This window comes from Alistipes intestinihominis (assembly GCF_040095975.1).
GTDB classification, from domain to species: domain Bacteria; phylum Bacteroidota; class Bacteroidia; order Bacteroidales; family Rikenellaceae; genus Alistipes; species Alistipes senegalensis.
Map to the genome: position 1 here is coordinate 1 of NZ_JBBMFL010000013.1, position 22,174 is coordinate 22,174.

Genomic DNA, 22,174 nt, shown 5'->3' on the forward strand with positions numbered 1-22,174 from the left:
CGCTCGCCTTGCGCACTTTACCGGGGATGAACCCCGGTTTAGATAGGCTGCGGCTCGGCAATGCCCAAATAAATTTGCCATTGCGCTCGCCTTGCGCACTTTACCGGGGATGAACCCCGGTTTAGATAGGCTGCGGCTCGGCAATGCCCAAATAAATTTGTCATTGCGCTCGCCTTGCGCTATCTTTGCCGCGTTGTAAAACCTAAAATCTGGAAAAATGTCAGTAGAAAGCACCGTCCGCGCGGTAACGACTTACCGCCTGACGGAAATGAAACAGCGGGGCGAGAAGATCGCCATGCTTACCTCTTACGACTATTCGATGGCGAAGATCGTCGATGCCGCGGGCGTCGATGTGATTCTCGTGGGCGACTCGGCGGCCAACGTCATGGCCGGTTACGAAACCACGCTCCCCATCACTCTCGATATGATGATCTACCACGCACGTTCGGTCGTGCGCGCCGTCAGTCGTGCGCTGGTCGTCGTCGATCTGCCGTTCGGCTCTTATCAGGGCAATTCGAAGGTGGCGCTCGATTCGGCCATCCGCATTATGAAGGAGACCGAGGCCGACGCCATCAAGATCGAGGGCGGCGAGGAGATTCTCGAATCGGTTCAGCGCATCCTTTCGGCCGGCATTCCCGTCATGGGACACCTCGGTCTGACACCCCAGTCGATCCACAAGTTCGGCACCTATGCGGTCCGCGCCAAGGAGGAGGCCGAGGCCGAGAAACTGGTGCGCGACGCCCGTCTGCTGAGCGACGCGGGGTGCTTCGGCATCGTGCTGGAAAAGATTCCCGCGGCATTGGCCGACCGGGTGACGAAGGAGATTTCGGCTCCGACGATCGGCATCGGCGCCGGCGGAGGGTGCGACGGGCAGGTGCTCGTGATCCACGACATGCTGGGCATCAACAAGGGTTTTTCGCCCCGGTTCCTGCGCCGTTACGCCGATCTGCACAGCGTGATGACCGACGCCGTGGAACGGTATGTCCGCGACGTGAAGGAGTGCGATTTCCCCAACGAGAAGGAGCAGTACTGATCCTTCGTCCCGAAAACAAAAAGCTGCATTCTCCGTCTGGGAATGCAGCTTTTTTCATGGTATACGGGCGTTTTACCGCCGGATGACTATGTCGTCCGTGTCGGTCGTGTAACCGTCGGCGGGCGCCTGGTCGAGTGCGTTGAAACTCTTGTTCTGGACCCGCTGAACGGCTCCCTGGCCGTTGCCCGACGTTCCGCCGTTGGTCCGGATCAGTTCGCCGCAGAGGGCGATGTCCCAGTCCGTGCGGGCTTTCCAGGCGGCGTCCTGCGCGGCGTCGCCGAGCGGGCTCTCTCCCACCTTGCTGCCGGTTTCGAGCGAGATGTAGACCCATCGGTCGTCGCTGAGACCCTCCACCGAGAGCGTTTTCACCTGCGCCGGTTCCGGTGCCGGGCCTTTGTCGCCGGAGCCGTCCGACGCGCATCCCGCCAGTATCGCACATCCCGTCATGGCGAGCAGCAATATGCTGTGTTTCATCGTTTTCATCGTCGTCAATCCGTTAAACTGTTCAGGTTGCGGCTGCCGTCGCCCTGATAGAGATACTTGATCGTCACCCGGCCCGCACCCCGGTCGTAGTCCGTGACTTCGAACTTGGCGTACTTGCCGCTTGCGGTACGCAGCACGTAGGGCGCCGTGTAGGGGGCCCAGAGGTTGTCGAGCCATTGTATGGCCGACGCCGAGGTGGTTTTGAGGGCGGTCGTGGCGGCCGCGAAGAGATTCGCGCCCTTTTCCAGCACGACTGGCTGCGGAAGGTCGCAGACATACTCCTTCGGGCCGTCGGCATCCCGGTAGTCGATCACCGAAAAGGCATTGATCACGCCGCTGCCGGCCTTGCCGATCTCCGAGCGGGTGACCGTCAGGAAGTATTTCGGTTCGGTGTAGGAGGCGTATTTGGGCACCGCCTCCGTGAAGTCGAACGCGAGTTCGATGCTGTTGTCGTCGCTGTACTCTCCCTGCATGGGGTGGTCGCCGCCCTGATTGGCCGCGATGGCCGATTTGAGTGTGACGGTCGGCGTCGTGGCATAGGGCTTGTCGGCCACGCCCATCGTGAAGGCGAGGTCGTTGCGCGAATCGTAGGTCACCTTAACGCGGAATACCACCTGCGGGGAGTGCACCGTGCAGCTGCATCCCGTAACGTCGTGGCTCAGGGTCTGCGACGGGCGGTCCTGCAAAAAGAAATAGTAGGGCAGGTAGTAGCGGCCGTCGTCGCCCCACCACGTTCCGTAGGAGTTCACCACGATGAAGGCTCCCTTGTGGATCTGACCGTCTTTGGAGAACTCCACCGTGTCGTCGTATCCGACGATGGTCATGGCGTGTGCGCCGTCCGTGGCGAGTTTCGTCAGCATGTAGGTGTAGCCCGTTTCCGACGGCCCCGAATAGTTCGAGTCGAAGGTCCATCCGGTGGCCAGCGCCGAATAGGAGAGGATGCCGCCGTGGGCGCTGCCGTCGCCGGCGTCGTAGAGATAGCGGCGGGCGAGGTCGATGCCCTCCTGCGAGATCACCTCGAACGAGATGATCTCCTTCACGCGGTTCTGCATCGCCCGGGTGTACTTGTCGTAGCCGCTCGCCCATTTGAACGAGAAGTAGCTCGAAGGGTCGGGGAAGTCGGCCAGCGACATGGCCCCCTGCTGCCGGGCGATGTTGAGCCCCTGCTCGGCGAATCCGCCCTGGTCGATGCCGTCGTTCAGGAAATTCCAGGTGTAGAAATAGCTGAATGTATTGGCGTCCGAGGCTTGGGCGTCGCGGTCCAGCAGCCGGTTCATCTCGTAGGTGAACAGGTAGCGGATACCCGACGACTGGGCGCAGGAGCCGCCTTTTTGTTCGAATACTTTCGGGAAGTATTTGAGCTTCGAGTTGTCCACGCTCGCGGGCAGGGTGCCTTCGAGGGGTTTCGACGGCGTCCACGAGGCGGCCGCCGCGCGGATGGCTCGCACCTCGTCGGTCAGCTTCGGAACCTCGTAGGTCCGGGTGGGCTGCGCCGTCGCCGGAAGCCCCGCAGCAGCGAACAGAAGCAGGAATAAGATCCGTTTCATCATTTCAGACGGTTATAGGTTTTCAGCGCCTCGCTGCGCACCGCGGGGGCGAGCGATTCGTCGCGGCTCATGTCAAGGGCCGTTCGGGCGATCTCGTCGCGGCGCACCGAGAGCGTGAACCAGCCGAAAGCCTCCAGCATGGCCTGCTGAACTTCCGGATCGTCGCTCTTGCGTAGGTAATCCAGCAGTTCGGGGACCATGAAATGCACGTAGTAGTTGCGCATCGAACGGATGTCCTGCATGCGGCTCTTTTTCGTCCGCTCGGGGTCCATGACCGATTTCATCGAGGCGGTCCAGCGCTTTGCATTGACTTCGATGGAGTGGCGGATCAGCCTGTGCACCGTTTCGGAGTCGATGTAGTTGGTCGCGGGGAACTGCCGTTCGAATTCGGCGATCAGTTTCTCGCCGTCGAACATCGGCATCGCCTGTTTGAGCGAGAACTCCACGCGTTCGGAGGTGTTGTTGCGGATCGCGGCGGCGATCATCGCCGGAATGAGCCGTTCGTCGCCGCTCTTGGCGAGCATGTTGGCGGCGAAGCGCTCGACCATTTCATAATTGTCGGACATGCCGAGTGCGATGGCTTCGATGAAGTTGTCGTCGCGGCACTCCGAGAGGTTGACGAACGCCTGCATGCGCAGCTGGTGGCTGTCGCTTTCGCGGAAGATACGCAGCAGGTCCGCCGACGAAAGGTCGCCGCGACGGAAGAGCTTTTCGACGGCCAGCGCTTGCAGGGCGGGGTAGCGGTTGTCTGCAAGGAGCCGTTTCCACGTCGCGGGGCTGTCCTGCCGGAGCAGTTCGTCCACGTCGATCCGTTTGTCAGCCGACGCGAAGCGGAAGGTCGGGTCGCCGATCAAGTGTTGTTCCAGATAGGGGGCGTATTTGGCCAGGTTGCCAACGCTCATGCCCAGTCCCGTGAGGCCCACATAACGATCCACCCATTTGTCCTGCAATACGTTCACCGAGTTGGCCAGCACGGCGACGGTGCGTCCCGGGCTGAAAATGTAGGCGTTGGCGATGCTGCTGTCGCGGTGGAACGAGCCGTTGAAGCAGGCGTCGAGCGATACGACGCGGCATTCGGGCGTGTAACGGCCGAAATCCGAAAGGTAGAGGTCCAGGTCCCAGAGGTATAGGGAATCCGCGGCCCGGGTCTTCGGATCGTCGGCGCCTGCGAACCATGCGTCGGGAAACTCTCCGTAGCGGCGCGTGATGCGCGCCCGGGCGCTGTCGGCCGGGATGTCGTGCGAAATGGCGTGGCGCATCGACTCCCGCAGATACATTTTGATCTGTGCAATCTGCTGTTTGGTGTCGTTGGTCATCGGCAGGTTGTTCAGGTACTCCGTGTCCCAGTCGCCGTGGTGGTGCAGGACGGCGAAGTCGAGGTCGCGGCGCTGCATCTCGTTCATCAGCCGCGGTTTGATGTGCGCGTCGCGCTTGTGGTCGATGTAGCTGATGCCGTTGCGCTGCCGTTCGAGCCACGGGAAGTGTTCGAACAGCGTTGCCTTTTCGTCGATGCGGGCCACCATCGACTCCGAGATGAAGCCGTTGCCGCTGAAAAAGAGAATCTGGTCGACCGGTTCGGGATTGCGTTTGGCCTCCACGACCTTCTCCAGATAGCTGCGCAGTTTCTCATAACGCGAGGTCCCGCTGCAATCGGTGGGGCGGATGCGGCCCGAATAGATGTCGGGACGGGTCTGCTGGGCCGATTCGGCGGTCAGCGAATAGTAAAAACATCCGGGGTGGATGCTGTCGCGTCCCAGCGGGGCGAATTCGAGGCTGAAATCGTCGTAGAAACGGTCGGTGGGAACCGACGACTGCCAGCGGTCGAACGCCACCTGGTCCATTTTGAAAGCGCTCGTGAGGTGCTGGGCGTCACGTACCATCACTACCGGAATGTCGCCGATGAGCACGGCTCCCTCGATCGGGGCTTTCGGCTGCTCCCAGAGCTGCCGGAGCACCTGCCGGAGCGAGTCGGGCTGTCCCGTGCGGTCGATGACGAAATGCACTTCCAGGCCGCTTTTCCCGATTTCGGCGGCGTAATCGTCGACCTGCCGGCGGGCTTCTTCATAGCTCCGGGCGTCGATCACCACGGCGAAGCCGCGGCGGGGCGAGGCTGCGAAAAGTTGCGCGGAAGCGATTGTCGCCACTGCTGCCGCGAGGAGTATTTTCTTGAATGTTTGCATGTGTGGGAAGGCTGTTTTGTGTGTCAGAAAAGAATTTCGGCGCCGAACGTGAACCTGCGTCTGTCGGTGCCTTCGAGCAGGTCGGTGTAGTTCCCCTCGCCGATGTAGCGTTTCAGCGAAGCCTCGGCGTAGAGTCCGGCCCACAGTTTCCCGAAGAGGCGGCGGTAGCGTACTGCTGCGTTGCCGCCGATCCAGGTCGCGGTGATGTATTCGAATGCCGGGGCGGTGTAGGCTTGTTTGATGCGCTCCTGCACGTGCTGCGAGGAGGTGATCGGAGCGGCTCCCCGCACGCCGAGCGTCGCCGTGATCCGGTTGCGGCCGAACGAGAAGAATTTCGACGCCTCGACCGACCCGAGGATGCGGGTGTAGCTGCGGTTGTATCCGTCGCCCTCGTAGTGGATCGTTTCCGAATCCTCATACCGCCCTGCGGCGTGCAGCGCGAAGGTCGGAAGCCCGTCGCGGAGCTTGTCGAAACGGTATTCGGCCCGGAAGACCGAGACGGTCTCCTTGTTTTTCAGCCCCGAAGCCTGCACCTTGTACGAGATCTGGTTGTTCTTGTCGGGGTCGATGTAGGCCGTCTGTTCATACCAGATGCCCTCCACGCGCTTGTGGTCCCATCCGACGATGACGTTGTGCGTGCGCCGGGAGTTGCCGAAACGCAGGCGGTCGCTGACGCCGAAACCCGTGCGCGAATAGTCGCCGCCGAGGAACGTGAACACGGCGCCGCCGTCGCGGGCCTCCTGCGTGCTCGACGCATAGGTCGCTTCGAGCAGGTTGGCGACGCCCCGGCCGCCGTCCCAGGCGAATTGCAGGGCTCCGGTGTATTCCGTGCCGGTGTAGTTGCGCGGGTAGGAGAGCGACGTGCCGGTCGAAATCGTGCTGTAATCGCCCAGCCCGTTGAAACGGAAATAAACGTAGGATTCGCGCGGGTCGATGACCTCGTGCGAGATCGACTCGCTCATCAGGTCGAATCCGCCCGAGAGTCCCAGCGAGAATCCGCCGCCCATCAGGTACTGGACGCCGGGCGTGATGACGAAGTGCATGCCGTCGGTTTTGGGCCTCGGGTCGGTCTGGTTGGCCGAACTGCCGGTGTCGTAGTCGAGTTTCAGGGCGAGAATCAGCCGCTCCAGCGGCTTGTAGGCCACCGTTCCGCTCAGGTTGAAGCGCTGGGTGTTGAAATCCGACGGGATCGAATCACCGAGGATGAAAGGATTGTCGTCGGCGACCTGAAGCGTCGAGTTCCAGCGCCGGGCATACTCCTTGCCGTCGTTGTAGGCGATGCTGCCGGAGCAGATCACCTTGTCGAACCGCTGCTGTCCGGAGATTCCGACTCCGAAAGCGTTGATTTTCGAGGATTCATCCACATCGTGCAGGTCGCCCCGGCGGATGTCGTAGTCCGCATGGAAGTCGAGCAGGTTCCCGACGGGCGAGAACCACAGCGCCGAGGGGTTGTGGCTCCGGGAATAGAGGTTTCCGGAGCGCTCTACCTCCCGGTAGACGGGAAGCTGCGCTTTCTGCTGGGCACGAAGCGTTCCGCCGCTGAAGAGCAGCAATGCGCACAATGCGGTACCCGGGTATCTTTTCATCGTAAGAAATGCGTTAGGTGTGGTGTCGTAAGACCGAAACGGCGCTTTTCGACGGCACCGTTTCGGTCGTGATCTCGAAATCGGGCTCCGGTCTTAGTCCGCCTGCGTGGGGTGTACGCCGGGGGTGAGCGGCTGGCCCGTCAGGAAATCGTCCGTCGAGTTGTTGGTGTCCTGATAGTAGGCGCGGCCGTTCTCGACTTTGGTCACCTTGCGGCGGATGCTCTTGCCCGACCATCCGTTGACGAGGGCCGAACCGGCATCGTCCTGAGCCAGCAGTGTGTGGTAACGGTCGGAATCATCAGCATCGAACATTTCGACGGCGTCGAGCAGGTACTTGCTGGGAATCATGAAATGGAGTTGCGTCGCATCTACTTTGTTCGGCTCGGTCATGAAGTTTTCCGAGTCGGCGGCGAACTGCGACGGCGTCATGCCTTCGGGCAGCTTGGCCATTACCAGACCTCCTCCGAAGAAACCTGCTCCCAGACGACGCTGGTTTTCGAGGTTGTAGACGATTTCGAGGTTGGGTGCGTCGTAGTCGGCGTCAGCCTGGCCGGCATCGGGTACATAGCACTCCCAATCGGCATTGGTAAGGTTGGCGGCGCCGTCAGCCGACCAGTCTGTTGCGTCGTTGGCGATGACCACGCTTTCGCCCGGTTGCAGCGGATGTTCTTTACCGGTGCCGGGGAAAGCGGCTACGATGCCGTAAAGCGGGTATTTGTCGAGCTGTTTGCCGGAGGCGTCCACCCAGGGGTTCGGTTTCGATAAGGTGAGCATCGCTCCGATGATCACTTGGTCGAGATACTGCACCTCGTCCGAGTTGTTGACGATCTCCATATAGGTGTCGTTCAGTTTCCAGTTGACGGATGTCGAATACACCTCCTTGAATACGAGCGGTGATTTATTGACCTCGGACAGTGCCACCGCAGCGGTTTTGTCTCCGAAAACGTCGGCTGTCACGGCTCCGGTGAAGGAGATCGTGTTGGAGTAGCGTCCTGTCGCGGTGATCTGGTACTGGCCCGACGACACCTCGAAGGTGACGGAGGTCGCTCCGGCGGCGGTGGTTTCGGTATAGGTCAGTTCCTTGTCGGAGTTCACGGCCGTTATGGTCATGGACGGGAGTTCCGACGCTTCGTATCCTGCGGGAGCGGTCAGGTTGACCGTCAGCTGGAGTTTTTTCGATCCGTTGTCGCCTCCATCATCGTCATTGCCGTTGTCGCAGCCTGCGAACAGGAGGGTGGCGCCTGCTGCGAAGAGCAGCCCGGCCTTTGCCAATAAATTCATCCTTTTCATCGTTTCCTGATTTTTATGATACAAATGGTGATTTTTCGAATTATCTGTTGCCGATACGCAGTTTCAGTTCGGCGCCGAAATACATGTCGGGGTAAATCTGCTTGTAGCCCGTGCGGGTGTCGTAGTAGTGCCAGCGGGAGGTGCGCGTGAAGTTGTTGGCCGTGAACGAGAGTTCGGCGACGCGCCCGATCTCCTTCGTCAGGCGGAAGTTGAACATCACCCACGGGCGGAACGTCTCCCGGTCGTAGGCGGTCGCAAGGGATCTGCCGACCATCTGGGAGTACTCCGGGCGCTCCTCGAATCCTTTTTGCCAGACCGTGTAGTTGCCCTGCTTGTCGTAGAATCCGACGGGCATGACCTGCATGAACTTCCCGTCTTCGGAGAGGCTGAAGAGGTCGTTGCCGCTGCCGTCCTGCCAAATGTTCTGCTGGCTTTCGTACCAGACGACCTGCATGGTCGTCGAGAATACCAGCTTCAGCTGCGGGATGTGGGTGATGAAGCGGAAATTGGTGTTCACGCGGTTTTGCAGCGTGCCGCTTCCGGCCGGCATGAGGCGGATATAGTCGTAGGTCTCGTTGATTTTCGAATAGTACTCCTGTTCGTCGGTCCGCCTGATGTGGAACCACGCTCCGTCGATGATCAGCGAAGTGCGCAGGGCGCGCCAGCTTCCGAGGTCGAAACTGTATTCGATACCTTGTTTCTCGGTGTGCGATTTGTTGGTGGGCCGGTAGTAGGTGGCGATGTAGTCCTCCTTTTTCGTTGCGGCCTCGACGGTGCTGCCCGATGCGTCGGTGTAGGTCACCTTGCCGTCGGCGAACCGAAGATCGGTGGCCTCCGACGGTACGTCGTAGGTCTCGTAGTGCATGTAGTGGGGCGTCGTCGAGAAGCCGAATTCATCGGTGTGCTTTTCGCGGAAATAGGTCACCATGCCGCGCACGCGCCCCAGCCGGAACGAGAGTCCGGCCTCGTATTTGCGGCTGCGGGCGGGTTTGAGATTGGGGTTCGCCAGGTCGGTCAGAATGTCGGTGGTCATGACTCCCAGCGTTCCCGTCGGGTCCGTGTTGGAGATTTTCGCCAGGCTGACGCGATCGAAATAGGCGTTGTCCGGATAGAGGTAGAGCAGCGTGGGCATCTTGTAGGAGAGCCCCCAGCCGCCCGTGACGGCGACAGCCGCCTTGGGCCCTTCGTACAGCGAATAGTTGAGGTTGACGCGCGGCTCGGCCACGAAGATGTCGTTCTGCTTGGCCTGCGGATCGAGGAACATGTTCGTCAGACGCACACCGGCTTGCAGGGCGAGCGACGTTCCCCCGATCTTGAGATTGAGCCTGTCTTCAAGGAAGAAGGCGAGGTTGTTCAGCGCCGGTACGTCCCGGAACGACCGGGGGCGCAGCGCCTGGCTGGATGTGTTCTGCGGCGGTCGCTGGATGTCGAAGATCAGCCCTCCGCCGTAATTGGCGTCATACCGCCAGTCGATTCCGGCCCGGAGATTGGTAAAATTCCCCCCCCCTCCGAGTTGGATGATCTTGTTGGCCTTTACTTGCAGGTAAACGCTGAACGGCTTACCTTCTATTTCATAGTCGGAATAGTACGACGACGGGAGGAACGTACCCAGCCCGACACCGGGTTTGAGCGTGTTGGTGACCACGCTGCTGGCCGAAGCGATGTAGTCGTGCAGCCGGTCGCTTTGGTAGGCTTGCGATACCATGAAGCCGTATTCGAGGGCCGTGAGGGCGGCTCCGTTGATCTTCCAGCTGCCCTCGGCGTTCAGACGTGCGCCGATGTTCTTGTTTTCGAAGGTGCTGCTCGTGACCTGCATCTGCGGGTCGGTCTTGCTGTTGTTGACGTTCGAGTAGAACGAGCCGTTGAGGCGCAGGAGCATGGGGCGTCCCGCCACGTCGAAACTCTTCGAATAACCCAGCGTCGCGGAGATGCGGTCGTAGCCTAAGTAGCGCTTGCGCGTGTCGCCGAACGACTGCGTCCAGTCGATGCCCGCATTGATCGCGCTGCCGTTTTTGAGCGTGAATCCCTTGCCGGCGTACACCATTTTCGAATAGGGGTCGGCCTTGAATTTGGCCTCCCAGGGCGTCGAGCCCGTTTTGGTCTTCACGATGACGACTCCCGAGGTCAGGTTGCCGTATTCGACCGACGGAATGCCGCGGATCACCTCCATCGACTCCACGTTGTCGGGCGATACCGAGCGCAGATCGACGCCTTTTCCGGCCGTCGTCTGGTCGCTCATGCCGTTTTGCGACTGGTTCGAGGCGCTTCCCGCGAGCGACGGGGAGAGGGCCTGCAAGTTGCCGTCGTTCGAGAGCGGAGCTCCGTCAACGATCACCGCGGCGCCCAGGGCGTTGTTGGCGTTGGAGCCGATTTCGCGGATGGCGGCCTGGCCCACGCCGTTCAGATTGGGGTTGACCGACAGATTGCCCGGGAGGAGCTGGAACATGTCGCCGATGCTCATGGGCTGGATGTGGCGGATGGCCTCTTCGCCGATCTTCGACGTGGAGCCCGCGCCGGTGGGCTGTGCCGTCACCACGACCTCTTCCAGTCCGAGGCTCAGCGGCGTGAGGGCGATTCGGAGGTCCTTGATGTCTGCCGAGAGGACCAGTTTCCGTTCGACGGGGCTGTATCCGAGGAACGAGACATTATAGGTGATGGGGCCGCCTTTGAGCTTGTCGAGTTTGAATGCGCCCTTCTGGTCGGTCACTACGCCGATCGTATTGTTGACTACGAACGAGGCCAGCGCCACGGGTTCTCCCGTTTCGGCATTCACCACCTGTCCCGAAATGGAGTAGAGGGGCGTATTGCTTTTCTGGGCATGGGCATCGTATACGGCAAAGAGGAGCAGTGTGCTCAGGAGGCGGAAAGCGCGTATCATCGTTTGGATAGCTTTGTTTGTCGGCAAATCTATGCAGATTTTAATGATTTTGCAAATTTAAGCCCGCCGAACATATCCTGCAATCCCCATAAACAGGTATTTTTTTGCGCTTCCGGAGCCTCCGAACGGCTCTCGGGGCCCTTCCGGAGCATTGTCGGCCGGTTGCGGCGGGGCGTTTACATTTTGTTGATAAAAAAATCGGCGGATCGGTCCGGAAATTAGGCCGTTTCGAAAAAAATGATTACTTTTGCGAGCAACAAAAATCCACGTTCATTATGTCTTTTATCAATGAAAGGGTTCAGCCCGAAGGACTTACCTTCGACGACGTGCTGCTGATACCCGCCTATTCGGAAGTGTTGCCGCGAGAGGTCAATGTCCAGACCCGTTTTTCGCGTAATATCAAGCTCAACATCCCCATCGTGTCCGCCGCTATGGACACCGTCACCGAGGCGCCGCTGGCCATCGCTCTGGCCCGCGAAGGAGGTATCGGCGTGATCCATAAGAACATGTCCATCGCCGAGCAGGCCGCGCAGGTCCGCAAGGTGAAGCGTGCCGAGAACGGCATGATCTACGACCCGGTGACCATCTCCAAGGAGAACACCGTCGGCGACGCCCTGAATCTGATGAAGGAAAACAAGATCGGAGGCATCCCGGTCGTGGATTCCGACCGGAAGCTCATCGGCATCGTCACCAACCGCGACCTGCGTTTCCAGCGCGACATGTCGCGCCGCATCGGGGAGGTGATGACTCCCGGCGACCGTCTGATCACGACCCGGAATCCCGAACTCGAACATGCCTCGGAGATTCTGTTGAACAGCAAAATCGAGAAACTCCCCGTGGTGGACGACGCAGGCCGCCTGGTGGGGCTCATCACTTATAAGGACATCACCAAGGTCCAGGACCATCCCAACGCCTGCAAGGACGCCAAAGGGCGTCTGCGCGTGGCCGCCGGCGTGGGTATCACGCCCGATGCGCTGGACCGCGTGCGTGCGTTGGTCGCCGAGGATGTCGATGCCGTGGTGCTCGACTCCGCGCACGGCCATTCGGTCGCTATGGTCCGCAAGCTGCGCGAGATCAAGGCTGAGTTCCCGTCGCTGGATGTCGTCGCCGGCAACGTGGCTACGGCCGAGGCTGCGAAGTTCCTGATCGAGAACGGCGCCGACGGCGTGAAGGTCGGCATCGGCCCGGGGTCGATCTGCACGACGCGCATCATCGCCGGAGTGGGTGTTCCCCAGCTTTCGGCCATCTTCGACGCCGCGTCGGCCGCTGCCGGCACGGGCGTGCCCGTCATCGCTGACGGCGGTTTGCGCTATTCGGGCGATCTGGTGAAGGCGATGGCTGCGGGCGGCGACTGCGTGATGATCGGTTCGATGTTCGCAGGGACGGAGGAGGCTCCGGGCGAAACGATCATCTACAACGGCCGTAAGTTCAAGAGCTACCGCGGCATGGGTTCGATCGACGCCATGAAGGCCGGTTCGGCCGACCGCTATTTCCAGAAGGGCTGCGAAAACAATTTCAGCAAGCTCGTTCCCGAGGGCATCGCCGCCCGCGTGCCGTTCAAGGGTTCCCTCTCCGAGACGGTCTACCAGCTGATCGGCGGCGTCCGCGCCGGCATGTTCTACTGTGGGGCGAAGGACATCCCGACGTTGCAGCAGGCGCGGTTCGTCCGCATCACGGCTTCGGGCATGCACGAGAGCCATCCGCACGACGTGGCCATCACGAGCGAGGCGCCCAACTACTCGAGCGAACGCTGATGATGAATCCCGAAATCGCCGCCTGCGGACTTTTCTGCGGAACCTGCCGCAAATTTGCGAAGGGCTCCTGCCCGGGGTGCCATCCCAATGAGCGGGCTTCCTGGTGCAAGGTGCGGGCCTGCTGTATCGGACACGGCTGGCAGAGTTGCGCCGAATGCACGCTGATGCCGCTGGAAAGTTGCGGGAAGTTCAATAATTTCATCGCACGAATTTTCGGGTTCGTCTTCCGTTCCGACCGCAGGGGATGCGTCGAACGCATCCGCGAAGTCGGCTGCGAGGCTTTTGCCGCCGAAATGCGGCTGGCAGGGAGTTTCAACCGTCCGGTAAGAAAACAATAAACACGATATAGATGGAAAAAATCCTCATTCTCGACTTCGGATCGCAGTACACGCAGCTGATCGCACGCCGTGTCCGCGAACTGAACGTCTATTGCGAAATCCACCCGTTCAACAAGATTCCGGCGCTCGATGCGTCGGTGCGGGGTGTGATTCTTTCGGGCAGCCCCTATTCCGTGCGGGACGCCCAGGCTCCGAACCCCGACCTTTCGGCCTTCAAGGGCAAACTGCCGCTGTTGGGCGTCTGCTACGGAGCCCAGTTCCTCGCTTCGGCTTTCGGCGGCGAGGTGCAGCCCGCGCCCAGCCGCGAATACGGCCGTGCGATGCTCTCCGTCGGCGATCCGTCGGATGCGCTGATGCGCGACCTGCCGGCCAGAACGCAGGTGTGGATGTCGCACGGCGACACCATCACGCGCGTGCCCGACAACTATAAACTGATCGCCAGCACCGAGGATGTGCGCGTCGCCGCGTTCCGCATCGCGGGCGAGCAGACCTGGGGCATCCAGTTCCACCCGGAGGTCTACCACTCGACCGACGGCACGCAGTTGCTGAAGAATTTCGTCGTGGGCATCTGCGGCTGCTCGCAGTCGTGGACCTCGGAGAGTTTCGTGGAGTCCACCGTGCGCGAGCTGCGCGAGAAAGTGGGCGACGACAAGGTCGTGCTCGGACTTTCGGGCGGCGTCGATTCGTCGGTGGCCGCCGTGCTGCTGCACAAGGCCATCGGCAAGAACCTCTACTGCATCTTCGTCGATTCGGGACTGCTGCGCAAGAACGAGTTCGAAGACGTGCTGGAGTCGTACAAGAACATGGGGCTGAACGTCAAGGGCGTGAAGGCCGGCGCCAAGTTCCTGGGCGACCTGGCCGGCGTCTCCGACCCCGAGCGCAAGCGCAAGATCATCGGCCGCGACTTCGTGGAGGTGTTCAACGAGGAGGCGATCCAGATCAAGGACGTTCGCTGGCTGGCGCAGGGTACGATCTACCCGGACGTGATCGAGTCGTGCTCGGTCAACGGCCCTTCGGCCACGATCAAGTCGCACCACAATGTCGGCGGCCTTCCCGAGAAGATGAACCTGAAGATCGTCGAGCCGCTGCGCCTGCTGTTCAAGGACGAGGTGCGCCGCGTGGGGCGTTCGCTGGGCATCTCCGAGCAGTTGATCGGCCGCCATCCCTTCCCGGGTCCGGGTCTTGCGATCCGCATTCTGGGCGACATCACTCCCGAGAAGGTCGAGATCCTGCAAAACGTGGACAAGATTTACATCGACTCGCTGCGCGCCGCCGGGCTGTACGACAAGGTATGGCAGGCCGGAGCGATCCTGCTCCCGGTGAAGAGCGTCGGCGTGATGGGCGACGAACGCACCTACGAGAGTTGCGTGGCCCTGCGCGCCGTGACCTCCACGGACGGCATGACGGCCGACTGGGTGCACCTTCCCTACGAGTTCCTGGCCAACGTTTCGAACGACATCATCAACAAGGTCAAGGGGGTCAACCGCGTAGTCTACGACATCTCCTCGAAACCGCCCGCAACGATCGAGTGGGAGTAGGGCCGCATATGATGAAGAGAGCCGCATCCGTTCGGATGCGGCTCTTTCGTCGCAGGATTGTCACCGGCCTGTCACGGCGGTGAAACGTCGGGCGGGTAATTTTGCGGCGTGATCGGATGAAACCTCGCACACCTGATAACCATACCCTTGAAACTTCACCGGCTCCGCTTGTACCGAGCGGGGCTTTTTTTACGTTCGGAGCGTTCGCCGATCCGCCGAATTGCGTATATTTGCAGGTCGAACACTCCTCGGACGAATGAAAGATTTTGCAGCCATAGATTTCGAGACGGCCAACGGAAAGCGCACGAGCGTCTGCTCGGTGGGTGTCGTCGTCGTGCGCGGCGGCGAGGTGACCGATACGTTCTACCGGCTGATCCGCCCCCGTCCCAACTATTACAGCCGTTTCACCACGGCCATCCACGGCCTGACCTACGAGGATACGGCCGAGGCTCCCGATTTCGCCACCGTGTGGCAGGAGATCGGGCCCCGCATCGAGGGCCTGCCGCTCGTGGCGCACAACTCGCCCTTCGACGAAGGATGCCTGAAGGCGGTCTTCGACCTCTACGGCATGCCTTATCCCGGCTATACCTTCTATTGTACCTGCCGGGCCTCGCGGCGCATTTTCGGCCGCCGCCTGCCCAACCACCAGCTGCACACCGTCTCCGCGGCCTGCGGCTACGAGTTGGAAAACCATCACCATGCGCTGGCCGACGCTGAAGCCTGCGCGCGGATCGCACTCAAACTCCTTTGAATGAAACACCCGGAGCGAGGGCCCCGGGCGTTTCTCTGTCAGAGTCCCAGCTCCAGCTGGAACCGGATTTCCCAACGGTTGTAATTCGGGTCTGCGGACCGGCTGCGGGTGTTGTACGACATGTCGGCCTGCACTTTCAGACTGTGGCCGATGATGTAGCGCGTGACGCCCAGCGTGGTCTGGTTCCAGTTCCGGTATCCGGCCAGCGGCTGCACCTTCTCCTCGGGGAAGAGCGTCGAGTTGCGCAGGGCCACTTCCCATTTGTTCCGGAACAGGTAGCTGGCCTGGATGTTGAGGCCCTGCCCGCTGTACACGAAGGCATTCCGGTCGCTGTCGAACAGCGGTTCGTCGCAGGTGCGCCCCATATAATCGGTGTAGAACGCGAATCCGCGGTATTTGAGGATGAAGTCGGCGAAGTAGGAGCCTATGTCGCGTGTGGCGTCGTCGGGCATGATTCCGCCCCGCTGGCCTTTCAGGCGCGAAGCCTTGTGGTTGTAGGAGTAGGCCCCGGCGATCAGGATGCGGGGGCGTTCCTCGAAGTCGAAATCGCCTTCCAGCAGGTCGCCCTTGGCCGAGAAGCGCCCCAGCGGGTAGAGTTCCAGACGCCCCGTGTAGGCCATCCCTCCGTTCGACGAGCTGCCCCAGTTGCGGCCTTCGCCGAGCGTCACGGAGCCTTTGGCCGAGAGGTCGAAGCCGCTCTTGCGGTCGAGGTTGTACTCGCCGAAGAACCCGAAGTCGCGGTCGAGGTTGAATTCGCTGTTGACGATGCTGCGATCGACGAATTGCAGGGCGCTCGACGAGTTGATCCGCGCGCGGTTGGCTTTGATCTTGGTCTGTCCGAACCCGATGTTCCATTTGGCGCTCGGGACGTAGTAGACGATGGCGTCGCGCACGATGTTCATGTTTCCGTTGGGCAGCACCTCGGTGTCGTAGCCGGTGAATCCCAGCTGGACCGAGTAGACCAGCTTGGGCGAATAGATGTAGCCGTCGAACCGCAGGCGGAGCCGTTTCACGCGGGCGTCGGTCTTGGTGAGGGTGAAATCGTCGTCGAACGACAGCGACAGCAGGTTCTGCATCCGGAAACGCATCGTCAGTTCGAACCATTTGTTTTTGGGTCGGAAGGTGATGCCCTTGCCCACCTCGATGTTGGGCATGTTGCGCAGCTGCTCGATCAGTTCGTAGGTCGAGTCGGCCGTAATGATTTCGGTCTGCGGCTGGACGGTTCGGGATTGCGGCTCCCGGGCTGCGGCCGGCGACCAGCAGGCGGCGAGCAGGAGGAGCAGGATCGGTAATTTTTTCATCATCGGATTTTCTGTTCGTTCTCTTTTCGGGGACACGCCGGACAAAAATACAAAAAATGTGCACGCGCCCGGGTTTCCGCTGCAAAATTGGGGCTGAAATCTGAAATAAACTTGAAATCGCGGCTTCCGCAATTCCGGATATGCGAGAAAAAACGTAAAAAATAGGATTTGTGGAATAAAATGTGTATGTTTGTACCGAAAACAATCGAGTTTCGTTTTGAATCTTCTTTGGTAAGTGTCTGACAACTGCGCGTATCGCAGTTTCCTCAATTCTCAAAATCGACCTCATTTCCTGCTCTTTTGTTGTTGGCGGCGCGTTTGCGGCGAGTCGCGGTTGTTTTCCGAATCCGCAAATAAACAAACAGATTGAATGGCCAAACGAATTACATCGGGAAAGCGAGAACGAGAAAAACTTAAACAGACAAAGCGTCAGGACAAGCAGAAGAAAAAGGAGGAGCGCATGAGCGCCGGCAGCCGCAGTTTCGAGGATATGCTGGCTTACGTCGATGAAAACGGCGTGCTTCATGCCTCGCCGCAGGACGTGGGGCCGAGGGCGGAGATCGACCTCTCCGAAATCGAGGTTTCGGTGCCCCGGCGGACGGAGACCGGGGCCGAAGAGCCCCTGAGCGGACGGGTGGAGTATTTCACCTCTTCGAAGGGGTACGGTTTCATCAAGGACGCCTCGGACGGCGAAAAATACTTTTTCCACGTCACCAACGCTCCGGCGGGGATTGCCGAGGGCGACCGGGTGGCCTTCGAACTTGAGCGCGGCACACGCGGCATGAACGCAGTACGAATAGCCATAATCGACAAATAGGCACTTTTTTAACTTTTATTTTAATTTTTAGCAGAATGAACATTTATGTTTCGCATCTGAGCTGGGGCACGAGCAGTGAAGGCTTAGGGAATTTATTCGCACAGTTTGGCGAAGTCGCTTCGGCCAACGTCATCACTGACCGGGAAACGGGGCGTTCGCGCGGTTTCGGCTTTGTCGAAATGCCCGACGACGACCAGGCTCGGAAAGCGATGGAACAGCTCAACGGCGCCAGCTTCGAGGGGCAGACGATCACCGTGAACGAGGCCCGTCCCCGCGAGGAGCGGCCTTCGGGCGGTTTCGGCGGCAGCCGTGGCGGCGGTTACGGCGGCGGCAGCCGCGGACGGAGATTCTAAACGAGTCCGACAGAGAACGATCTTCGGGGAATTTTCCCCTCGACCCATACGAACGAGACGGTGCATACCGCCTCGTTTTTTTATTCGCCACGCACACAGCGACATCGGATCGACGGCGGAAAATTGCGGACCGGGGCTTCGGTGTTTTTCGAAAAAAAGCGATATCTTGCCGCCATGAAAGCGACCGTGCTGGAAAAACTCAAGGTGCTGGCCGAATCGGCCAAATACGACGTTTCGTGCGCGTCGAGCGGCGTCACGCGCCGCAGCCGTCCGGGCGATGTGGGCAGTACGGCGGGGTGGGGCATCTGCCACTCCTTCACGGCCGACGGACGTTGCGTCTCGCTGTTGAAGATCATGCTCACCAACGTCTGCATCTACGACTGCGCCTACTGCATCAACCGCCGCAGCAACGACATTCCGCGCGCCGCCTTCACTCCCGGCGAGCTGACCGAGCTGACGATCGAGTTTTTCCGCCGCAACTACATCGAGGGGCTGTTCCTCTCGTCGGGCGTCGTCCGCAATCCCGACTACACGATGGAGCGCATGGTCCGCGTGGCCCGCGACCTGCGCACGGTGCATCGTTTCAACGGCTATATCCACCTGAAAAGCATTCCCGGGGCCAGTCCCGAACTCGTCGCCGAGGCCGGGCGCTATGCCGACCGCATGAGCGTCAATATCGAGATCCCCACCGAACGCAACCTGCGGCTGCTGGCTCCCGACAAGAGCTACGAGAGCATCTACCGCCCGATGAGCTACATCCAGCAGGGGGTGTTGCAGAGCGCCGAGGAGCGCACCCGCTTCCGCCATGCGCCGCGCTTCGCGCCCGCGGGGCAGAGCACGCAGATGATCGTCGGGGCCACCGACGAAAGCGACCGCGACATTCTGCTGCTGTCGTCGTCGCTCTACGCCCGGCCTACGATGAAGCGCGTCTACTATTCGGGCTTCATCCCGGTGAATCCCTACGACAAACGGCTGCCCGCGCTGGACAAGGCGCCCCTCGTGCGCGAAAACCGGCTCTATCAGGCCGACTGGCTGATGCGCTTCTACGGATTCCGGGCCGACGAGATCGCCGACGAGCGCACTCCGCGCCTCGATCTGGAGATCGACCCCAAGCTGGCCTGGGCCCTGCGGCATCCCGAATTTTTCCCGGTTGATGTCAACCGCGCCGACTACGAGATGTTGTTGCGCGTGCCGGGCATCGGGGTCAAGTCGGCACGGCTGATCGTCACTTCGCGCCGCTACCGGACGCTGACGCAGCAGTCGCTGCGACAGATCGGCGTGGTGATGAAGAAGGCGCAGTATTTCATCCTCTGCCGCGAACTCACCTCGGGGCAGGGTGTCAACGAACTCCGCCCGGAGCAGGTGCGCCGCCTGCTCACCGCCCCGCAGCGGCGTAAATCCGATAAAAATGAGGGCCAATTGACCCTGTTTTGACGCCCATGCTGGTATTTCGTTACGATAAAACTTTCGACGGGCTGCTGTCGGCCGTGTTCGACGCCTATTCGCTGCACGTGTTTCCCGAGGCGCTGATCGGCCCCGGGGAGCCCGAGCCGCTCTTCACGGAGCGCGTCCACGATGTCGTGACCGACGAAGCCCACGCTTCCCGCGTGTGGCGGGGGCTCGAACGGCGGCTCATCGCCCGCGCCCGTTCGATGTTCGTCTATGCCTGGCACGGGGAGCAGACCGGGGGCGACCTGCTGATGCTGCGCTGCCTGCGGCGTGTTTTCGACGAGGGCGGGGGAGTCGTCGCCGACCAGGCCGATCCCGACATGAAGGCCCTGCACCGGCTGGCGCTTCGGGTTTCCCACGAACGCGAACGCATGAAGCAGTTCGTGCGGTTGCAAAAGGCCGCCGACGGCACCTATTTCGCCGCCGTCACCCCTGAGCACGATGCCCTGCCGCTCGCCCTCGACTATTTCACCGACCGCTTCGCCGACCAACGGTGGCTTATCTACGACCGCAAACGCGATTACGGATACTATTACGACGGCGCCTCGGCGCGCCGCGTCACGCTGGAGGACGACCGGGGGATGATCGCCGACAAACTCGCCGACGAGTGGCTTGCCGAGGACGAGCGGCGGTTCCAGCTCTTGTGGAAGAGTTATTTCCGGGCGCTGGCCATTCCCCAGCGGACGAACGAACGCTTGCAGCGCCGCATGATGCCGCGCCGTTACTGGAAACACCTGACCGAAATGGAGTGAATGCCGGCAGGGAGGTTAATTCTGCGGTTTGTCCGGGGGACTGAAACGCCCGATTACGGGGAATCCGAAGAATCCGCGCCGCATGGTGACAGTTTTGGAGTGATTCTCCCGGCAGGAGTTGTAGACCGAGGACGGCACCTGTATCTTCCGGCGCATGCCGTCGGCGAACTCGATCCGCAGGTAGAAGACCTCGTAAGTCCGGCCCGGCACCGAACGGTGGCCGATCCGGTGGCGCTGATGACGCACTTTGCGGATTTTCTCCGTGACGGTGATCTGTTCGCCGTATTCCGACGCCGGGTCCGCCAGCAGGCAGTTGCCGCCCATGAAGAGGAAATAGAGGACGGCTCCGATTCCGAGCAGGTGGCACAGCCGGTTCATCCCCGGGTCGTCGAGGCCCGTCAGCCGGCTCCACAGCCGGGAGAGGAGCGGCATCGTGACCACGGCTCCGCCGACGGCTGCGGCGACGGGCAGCCACCAGACGATCCGGGTTTTCTCGTAGCAGATATAACCGTAAACTCCTGCCACCAGCAGGAGCGCCGTTGCGGAAAGACGCAGGATATTCGACAGTCGGTTGCCCATGAAGACGGTCTGAAAATGAAAATCCCGCAAACATCTATTTGCAGGATTCCTTGGCGGAGAGGACGAGATTCGAACTCGTGGTACGGGTTACCCCGTACGTCGGTTTAGCAAACCGGTGGTTTCAGCCACTCACCCACCTCTCCGGTCACGCCTCGCGGCCGTTAACTCCGAAAGGGTGTGCAAATATAGAATCTTTTTGGGGAAATACAAAGAATTGCGGCCAAAATTTATATATTTGCATAAATCTTCGGGTGCGTTTCGAATCCCTGTCGCCGCATATATTATAAATGGTGTGCCGCTGTGCCGGACCCGAACGAATCATTGAAAAACAGAAATGGCATGAAACGGATTTTCGCCCTTTTACTGGCTCTCGGCGCCCTCTGCACCCTGAGTGCCAGAACTTTGAAATGCAGTTACCGCGTGACGGTCGCGGGTTCGCGGCCCGAATGTCCGGTTGTGATCCGGGATGTGCCCGGGTGGGCCCGAAGCGCCGTCGTGTCGTCCGAAGGCTCGCGGCAAATCCCCTCCCAGCTGGACGAACGGCTGGGCGAGCTGGTCTTCGTCGCCGACATCTCCGGAGCGCGGGATTTCCGGGTCGTTTATTCCTCGGCGCCCGACAAGCGGGTGTTCAAAAGCCGCGTGCATGCCCAGATGTGGTTGAAAAATCCGGATAAGAGCCTGCGGGCGGCGGATACGCTCTCCTCGACGCAGAACGATATGTATCACAAGCTCCACCACCACGGTCCGGCTTTCGAATCGGAGTACGCCGCCTACCGCATCTACTTCGACAACAAGCAGACCATCGACACCTACGGCAAGAAACGGCCCCGGCTGGAGCTGGCCGAGACGATGTGGTATCCTTCGGACGAGCAGCTGGCCGCCGGTTACGGGCACGACAACCTGCGGGTCTTCGGCTCGGTGGGCGTGGGGACGCTCAAAGGCTGGGACGCCGGGAAGAAGAAGATGGTCCACATCGCCGATTTCAGCCGCCGCGAGGCCCGCATACTGGCCAAAGGCCCCGTCCGCACGATCGTCGAGATGCGGGTCGAAGGGTGGAGATACGGAGGCCGCGAGATCGACATGACTTCGCGCTACATCCTCTACGCCGGACACAGCGACGTGCAGGTCGAGAACCGCATCGAGGGCGATTCCGAGGGGCTCGTTTTCACGACGGGCGTGATGAAGATGGCCGAAAACCGGGTTTGCAGGCAGGACGGCATCATCGTCGCTTTCGGGCAGGATTACCCCGAGAACGACACCCTGAAATGGGAGAAAGAGCGCGTCGGGCTGGCTGTCGCCGTGCCGCAGGAGCAGGCGGTTTCGCAGATCGACGACAAGACCAGCTATCTTTTCCAGCTCGTGCCCGACGCCCGCGGACACATCGACTACGTGTTCGACACGCGCTGGCGCAAGAGCGAATGGCTCGAAGGCCGCAGCGACGCGGAGTGCGCCGAGGAGCTTGCGGAGTCGGTCCGTGCGGCCTGCACGGCGGCCGTGGTTTCGCGGATTCGGTAGTTTTGAAGAAAAGTACATCGTTTGCGTCAA

The 22,174-nt window shown here is 60.8% G+C and carries 18 protein-coding genes and 1 tRNA gene; 10 read left to right on the forward strand and 9 right to left on the reverse strand.

What is annotated here, in order from left to right:
* The first annotated feature begins 217 nt into the window (after nucleotides 1-217).
* Entirely contained in the window at nucleotides 218-1,033 is an 816-nt protein-coding gene (gene panB / locus WMO46_RS10835) for a 3-methyl-2-oxobutanoate hydroxymethyltransferase (RefSeq protein ID WP_019149960.1), read from the forward strand.
* Between the two features lie 72 nt (nucleotides 1,034-1,105).
* On the opposite strand, the gene WMO46_RS10840 is transcribed toward panB, so the two are convergent.
* From WMO46_RS10840 to WMO46_RS10865, 6 genes are all read right to left on the reverse strand, one after another.
* Nucleotides 1,106-1,507, reverse strand: a complete 402-nt coding sequence (locus WMO46_RS10840) for an HmuY family protein (RefSeq protein ID WP_229091757.1) — start codon at nucleotides 1,505-1,507, stop codon at nucleotides 1,106-1,108.
* 14 nt (nucleotides 1,508-1,521) lie between these two features.
* Nucleotides 1,522-3,063, reverse strand: coding sequence for a thiol protease (locus WMO46_RS10845; RefSeq protein ID WP_349094352.1), 1,542 nt, complete (start codon nucleotides 3,061-3,063; stop codon nucleotides 1,522-1,524).
* Nucleotides 3,063-5,243, reverse strand: a complete 2,181-nt coding sequence (locus WMO46_RS10850; RefSeq protein WP_349094353.1) for a HEAT repeat domain-containing protein — start codon at nucleotides 5,241-5,243, stop codon at nucleotides 3,063-3,065. The genes WMO46_RS10845 and WMO46_RS10850 overlap by 1 nt, the downstream gene beginning before the upstream one ends.
* Nucleotides 5,244-5,266: 23 nt before the next feature.
* Entirely contained in the window at nucleotides 5,267-6,829 is a 1,563-nt protein-coding gene (locus WMO46_RS10855) for a DUF6850 family outer membrane beta-barrel protein (RefSeq protein ID WP_349094354.1), read from the reverse strand.
* 93 nt (nucleotides 6,830-6,922) lie between these two features.
* On the reverse strand, nucleotides 6,923-8,110 hold the full coding sequence (locus WMO46_RS10860; RefSeq protein WP_349094355.1) for a DUF4876 domain-containing protein: 1,188 nt from the start codon (nucleotides 8,108-8,110) through the stop codon (nucleotides 6,923-6,925).
* A 49-nt stretch (nucleotides 8,111-8,159) separates the two neighbouring features.
* Entirely contained in the window at nucleotides 8,160-10,997 is a 2,838-nt protein-coding gene (locus WMO46_RS10865; RefSeq protein ID WP_349094356.1) for a TonB-dependent receptor, read from the reverse strand.
* A gap of 275 nt (nucleotides 10,998-11,272) precedes the next feature.
* Between WMO46_RS10865 and guaB the strand changes: the two genes are divergently transcribed.
* The 4 genes from guaB to WMO46_RS10885 all read left to right on the forward strand — a co-directional run bounded on the left by guaB (nucleotide 11,273) and on the right by WMO46_RS10885 (nucleotide 15,378).
* Complete coding sequence (gene guaB, locus WMO46_RS10870) at nucleotides 11,273-12,751, forward strand: IMP dehydrogenase (protein WP_129650250.1); 1,479 nt, start codon at nucleotides 11,273-11,275, stop codon at nucleotides 12,749-12,751.
* Nucleotides 12,752-12,753: 2 nt separating this feature from the next.
* A complete protein-coding gene (locus WMO46_RS10875) occupies nucleotides 12,754-13,089 on the forward strand; it encodes a DUF3795 domain-containing protein (RefSeq protein ID WP_026076360.1) in 336 nt (111 codons plus the stop codon).
* Between the two features lie 11 nt (nucleotides 13,090-13,100).
* The gene (guaA, locus tag WMO46_RS10880) at nucleotides 13,101-14,627 is read left to right on the forward strand and encodes a glutamine-hydrolyzing GMP synthase (RefSeq protein WP_019149968.1); all 1,527 of its coding nucleotides are present in this window, start codon (nucleotides 13,101-13,103) and stop codon (nucleotides 14,625-14,627) included.
* Between the two features lie 256 nt (nucleotides 14,628-14,883).
* Entirely contained in the window at nucleotides 14,884-15,378 is a 495-nt protein-coding gene (locus tag WMO46_RS10885) for a 3'-5' exonuclease (protein ID WP_278818365.1), read from the forward strand.
* 38 nt (nucleotides 15,379-15,416) lie between these two features.
* Here WMO46_RS10885 and WMO46_RS10890 read toward each other — a convergent pair whose 3' ends face one another.
* The gene (locus WMO46_RS10890; RefSeq protein ID WP_207209364.1) at nucleotides 15,417-16,679 is read right to left on the reverse strand and encodes a porin; all 1,263 of its coding nucleotides are present in this window, start codon (nucleotides 16,677-16,679) and stop codon (nucleotides 15,417-15,419) included.
* A 370-nt stretch (nucleotides 16,680-17,049) separates the two neighbouring features.
* Between WMO46_RS10890 and WMO46_RS10895 the strand changes: the two genes are divergently transcribed.
* The 4 genes from WMO46_RS10895 (at nucleotide 17,050) to WMO46_RS10910 (ending at nucleotide 20,050) form a co-directional block, all read left to right on the forward strand.
* Nucleotides 17,050-17,496 (forward strand): cold-shock protein, encoded by a 447-nt coding sequence (locus tag WMO46_RS10895; protein ID WP_129650244.1) that lies wholly within the window; start codon nucleotides 17,050-17,052, stop codon nucleotides 17,494-17,496.
* 35 nt (nucleotides 17,497-17,531) lie between these two features.
* Nucleotides 17,532-17,849, forward strand: coding sequence for an RNA recognition motif domain-containing protein (locus WMO46_RS10900; RefSeq protein ID WP_019149972.1), 318 nt, complete (start codon nucleotides 17,532-17,534; stop codon nucleotides 17,847-17,849).
* 174 nt (nucleotides 17,850-18,023) lie between these two features.
* A complete protein-coding gene (locus tag WMO46_RS10905; RefSeq protein ID WP_276762558.1) occupies nucleotides 18,024-19,283 on the forward strand; it encodes a putative DNA modification/repair radical SAM protein in 1,260 nt (419 codons plus the stop codon).
* A 5-nt stretch (nucleotides 19,284-19,288) separates the two neighbouring features.
* Nucleotides 19,289-20,050: a TIGR03915 family putative DNA repair protein gene (locus WMO46_RS10910; protein WP_349094357.1), complete on the forward strand. Its 762-nt coding sequence runs from the start codon at nucleotides 19,289-19,291 to the stop codon at nucleotides 20,048-20,050.
* A 15-nt stretch (nucleotides 20,051-20,065) separates the two neighbouring features.
* On the opposite strand, the gene WMO46_RS10915 is transcribed toward WMO46_RS10910, so the two are convergent.
* A complete protein-coding gene (locus WMO46_RS10915) occupies nucleotides 20,066-20,629 on the reverse strand; it encodes a hypothetical protein (RefSeq protein ID WP_276714591.1) in 564 nt (187 codons plus the stop codon).
* 51 nt (nucleotides 20,630-20,680) lie between these two features.
* Nucleotides 20,681-20,772 (reverse strand) — tRNA-Ser (locus WMO46_RS10920).
* Between the two features lie 196 nt (nucleotides 20,773-20,968).
* Between WMO46_RS10920 and WMO46_RS10925 the strand changes: the two genes are divergently transcribed.
* Nucleotides 20,969-22,144, forward strand: a complete 1,176-nt coding sequence (locus WMO46_RS10925; protein WP_349094358.1) for a DUF4861 family protein — start codon at nucleotides 20,969-20,971, stop codon at nucleotides 22,142-22,144.
* Nucleotides 22,145-22,174 lie beyond the last annotated feature (30 nt).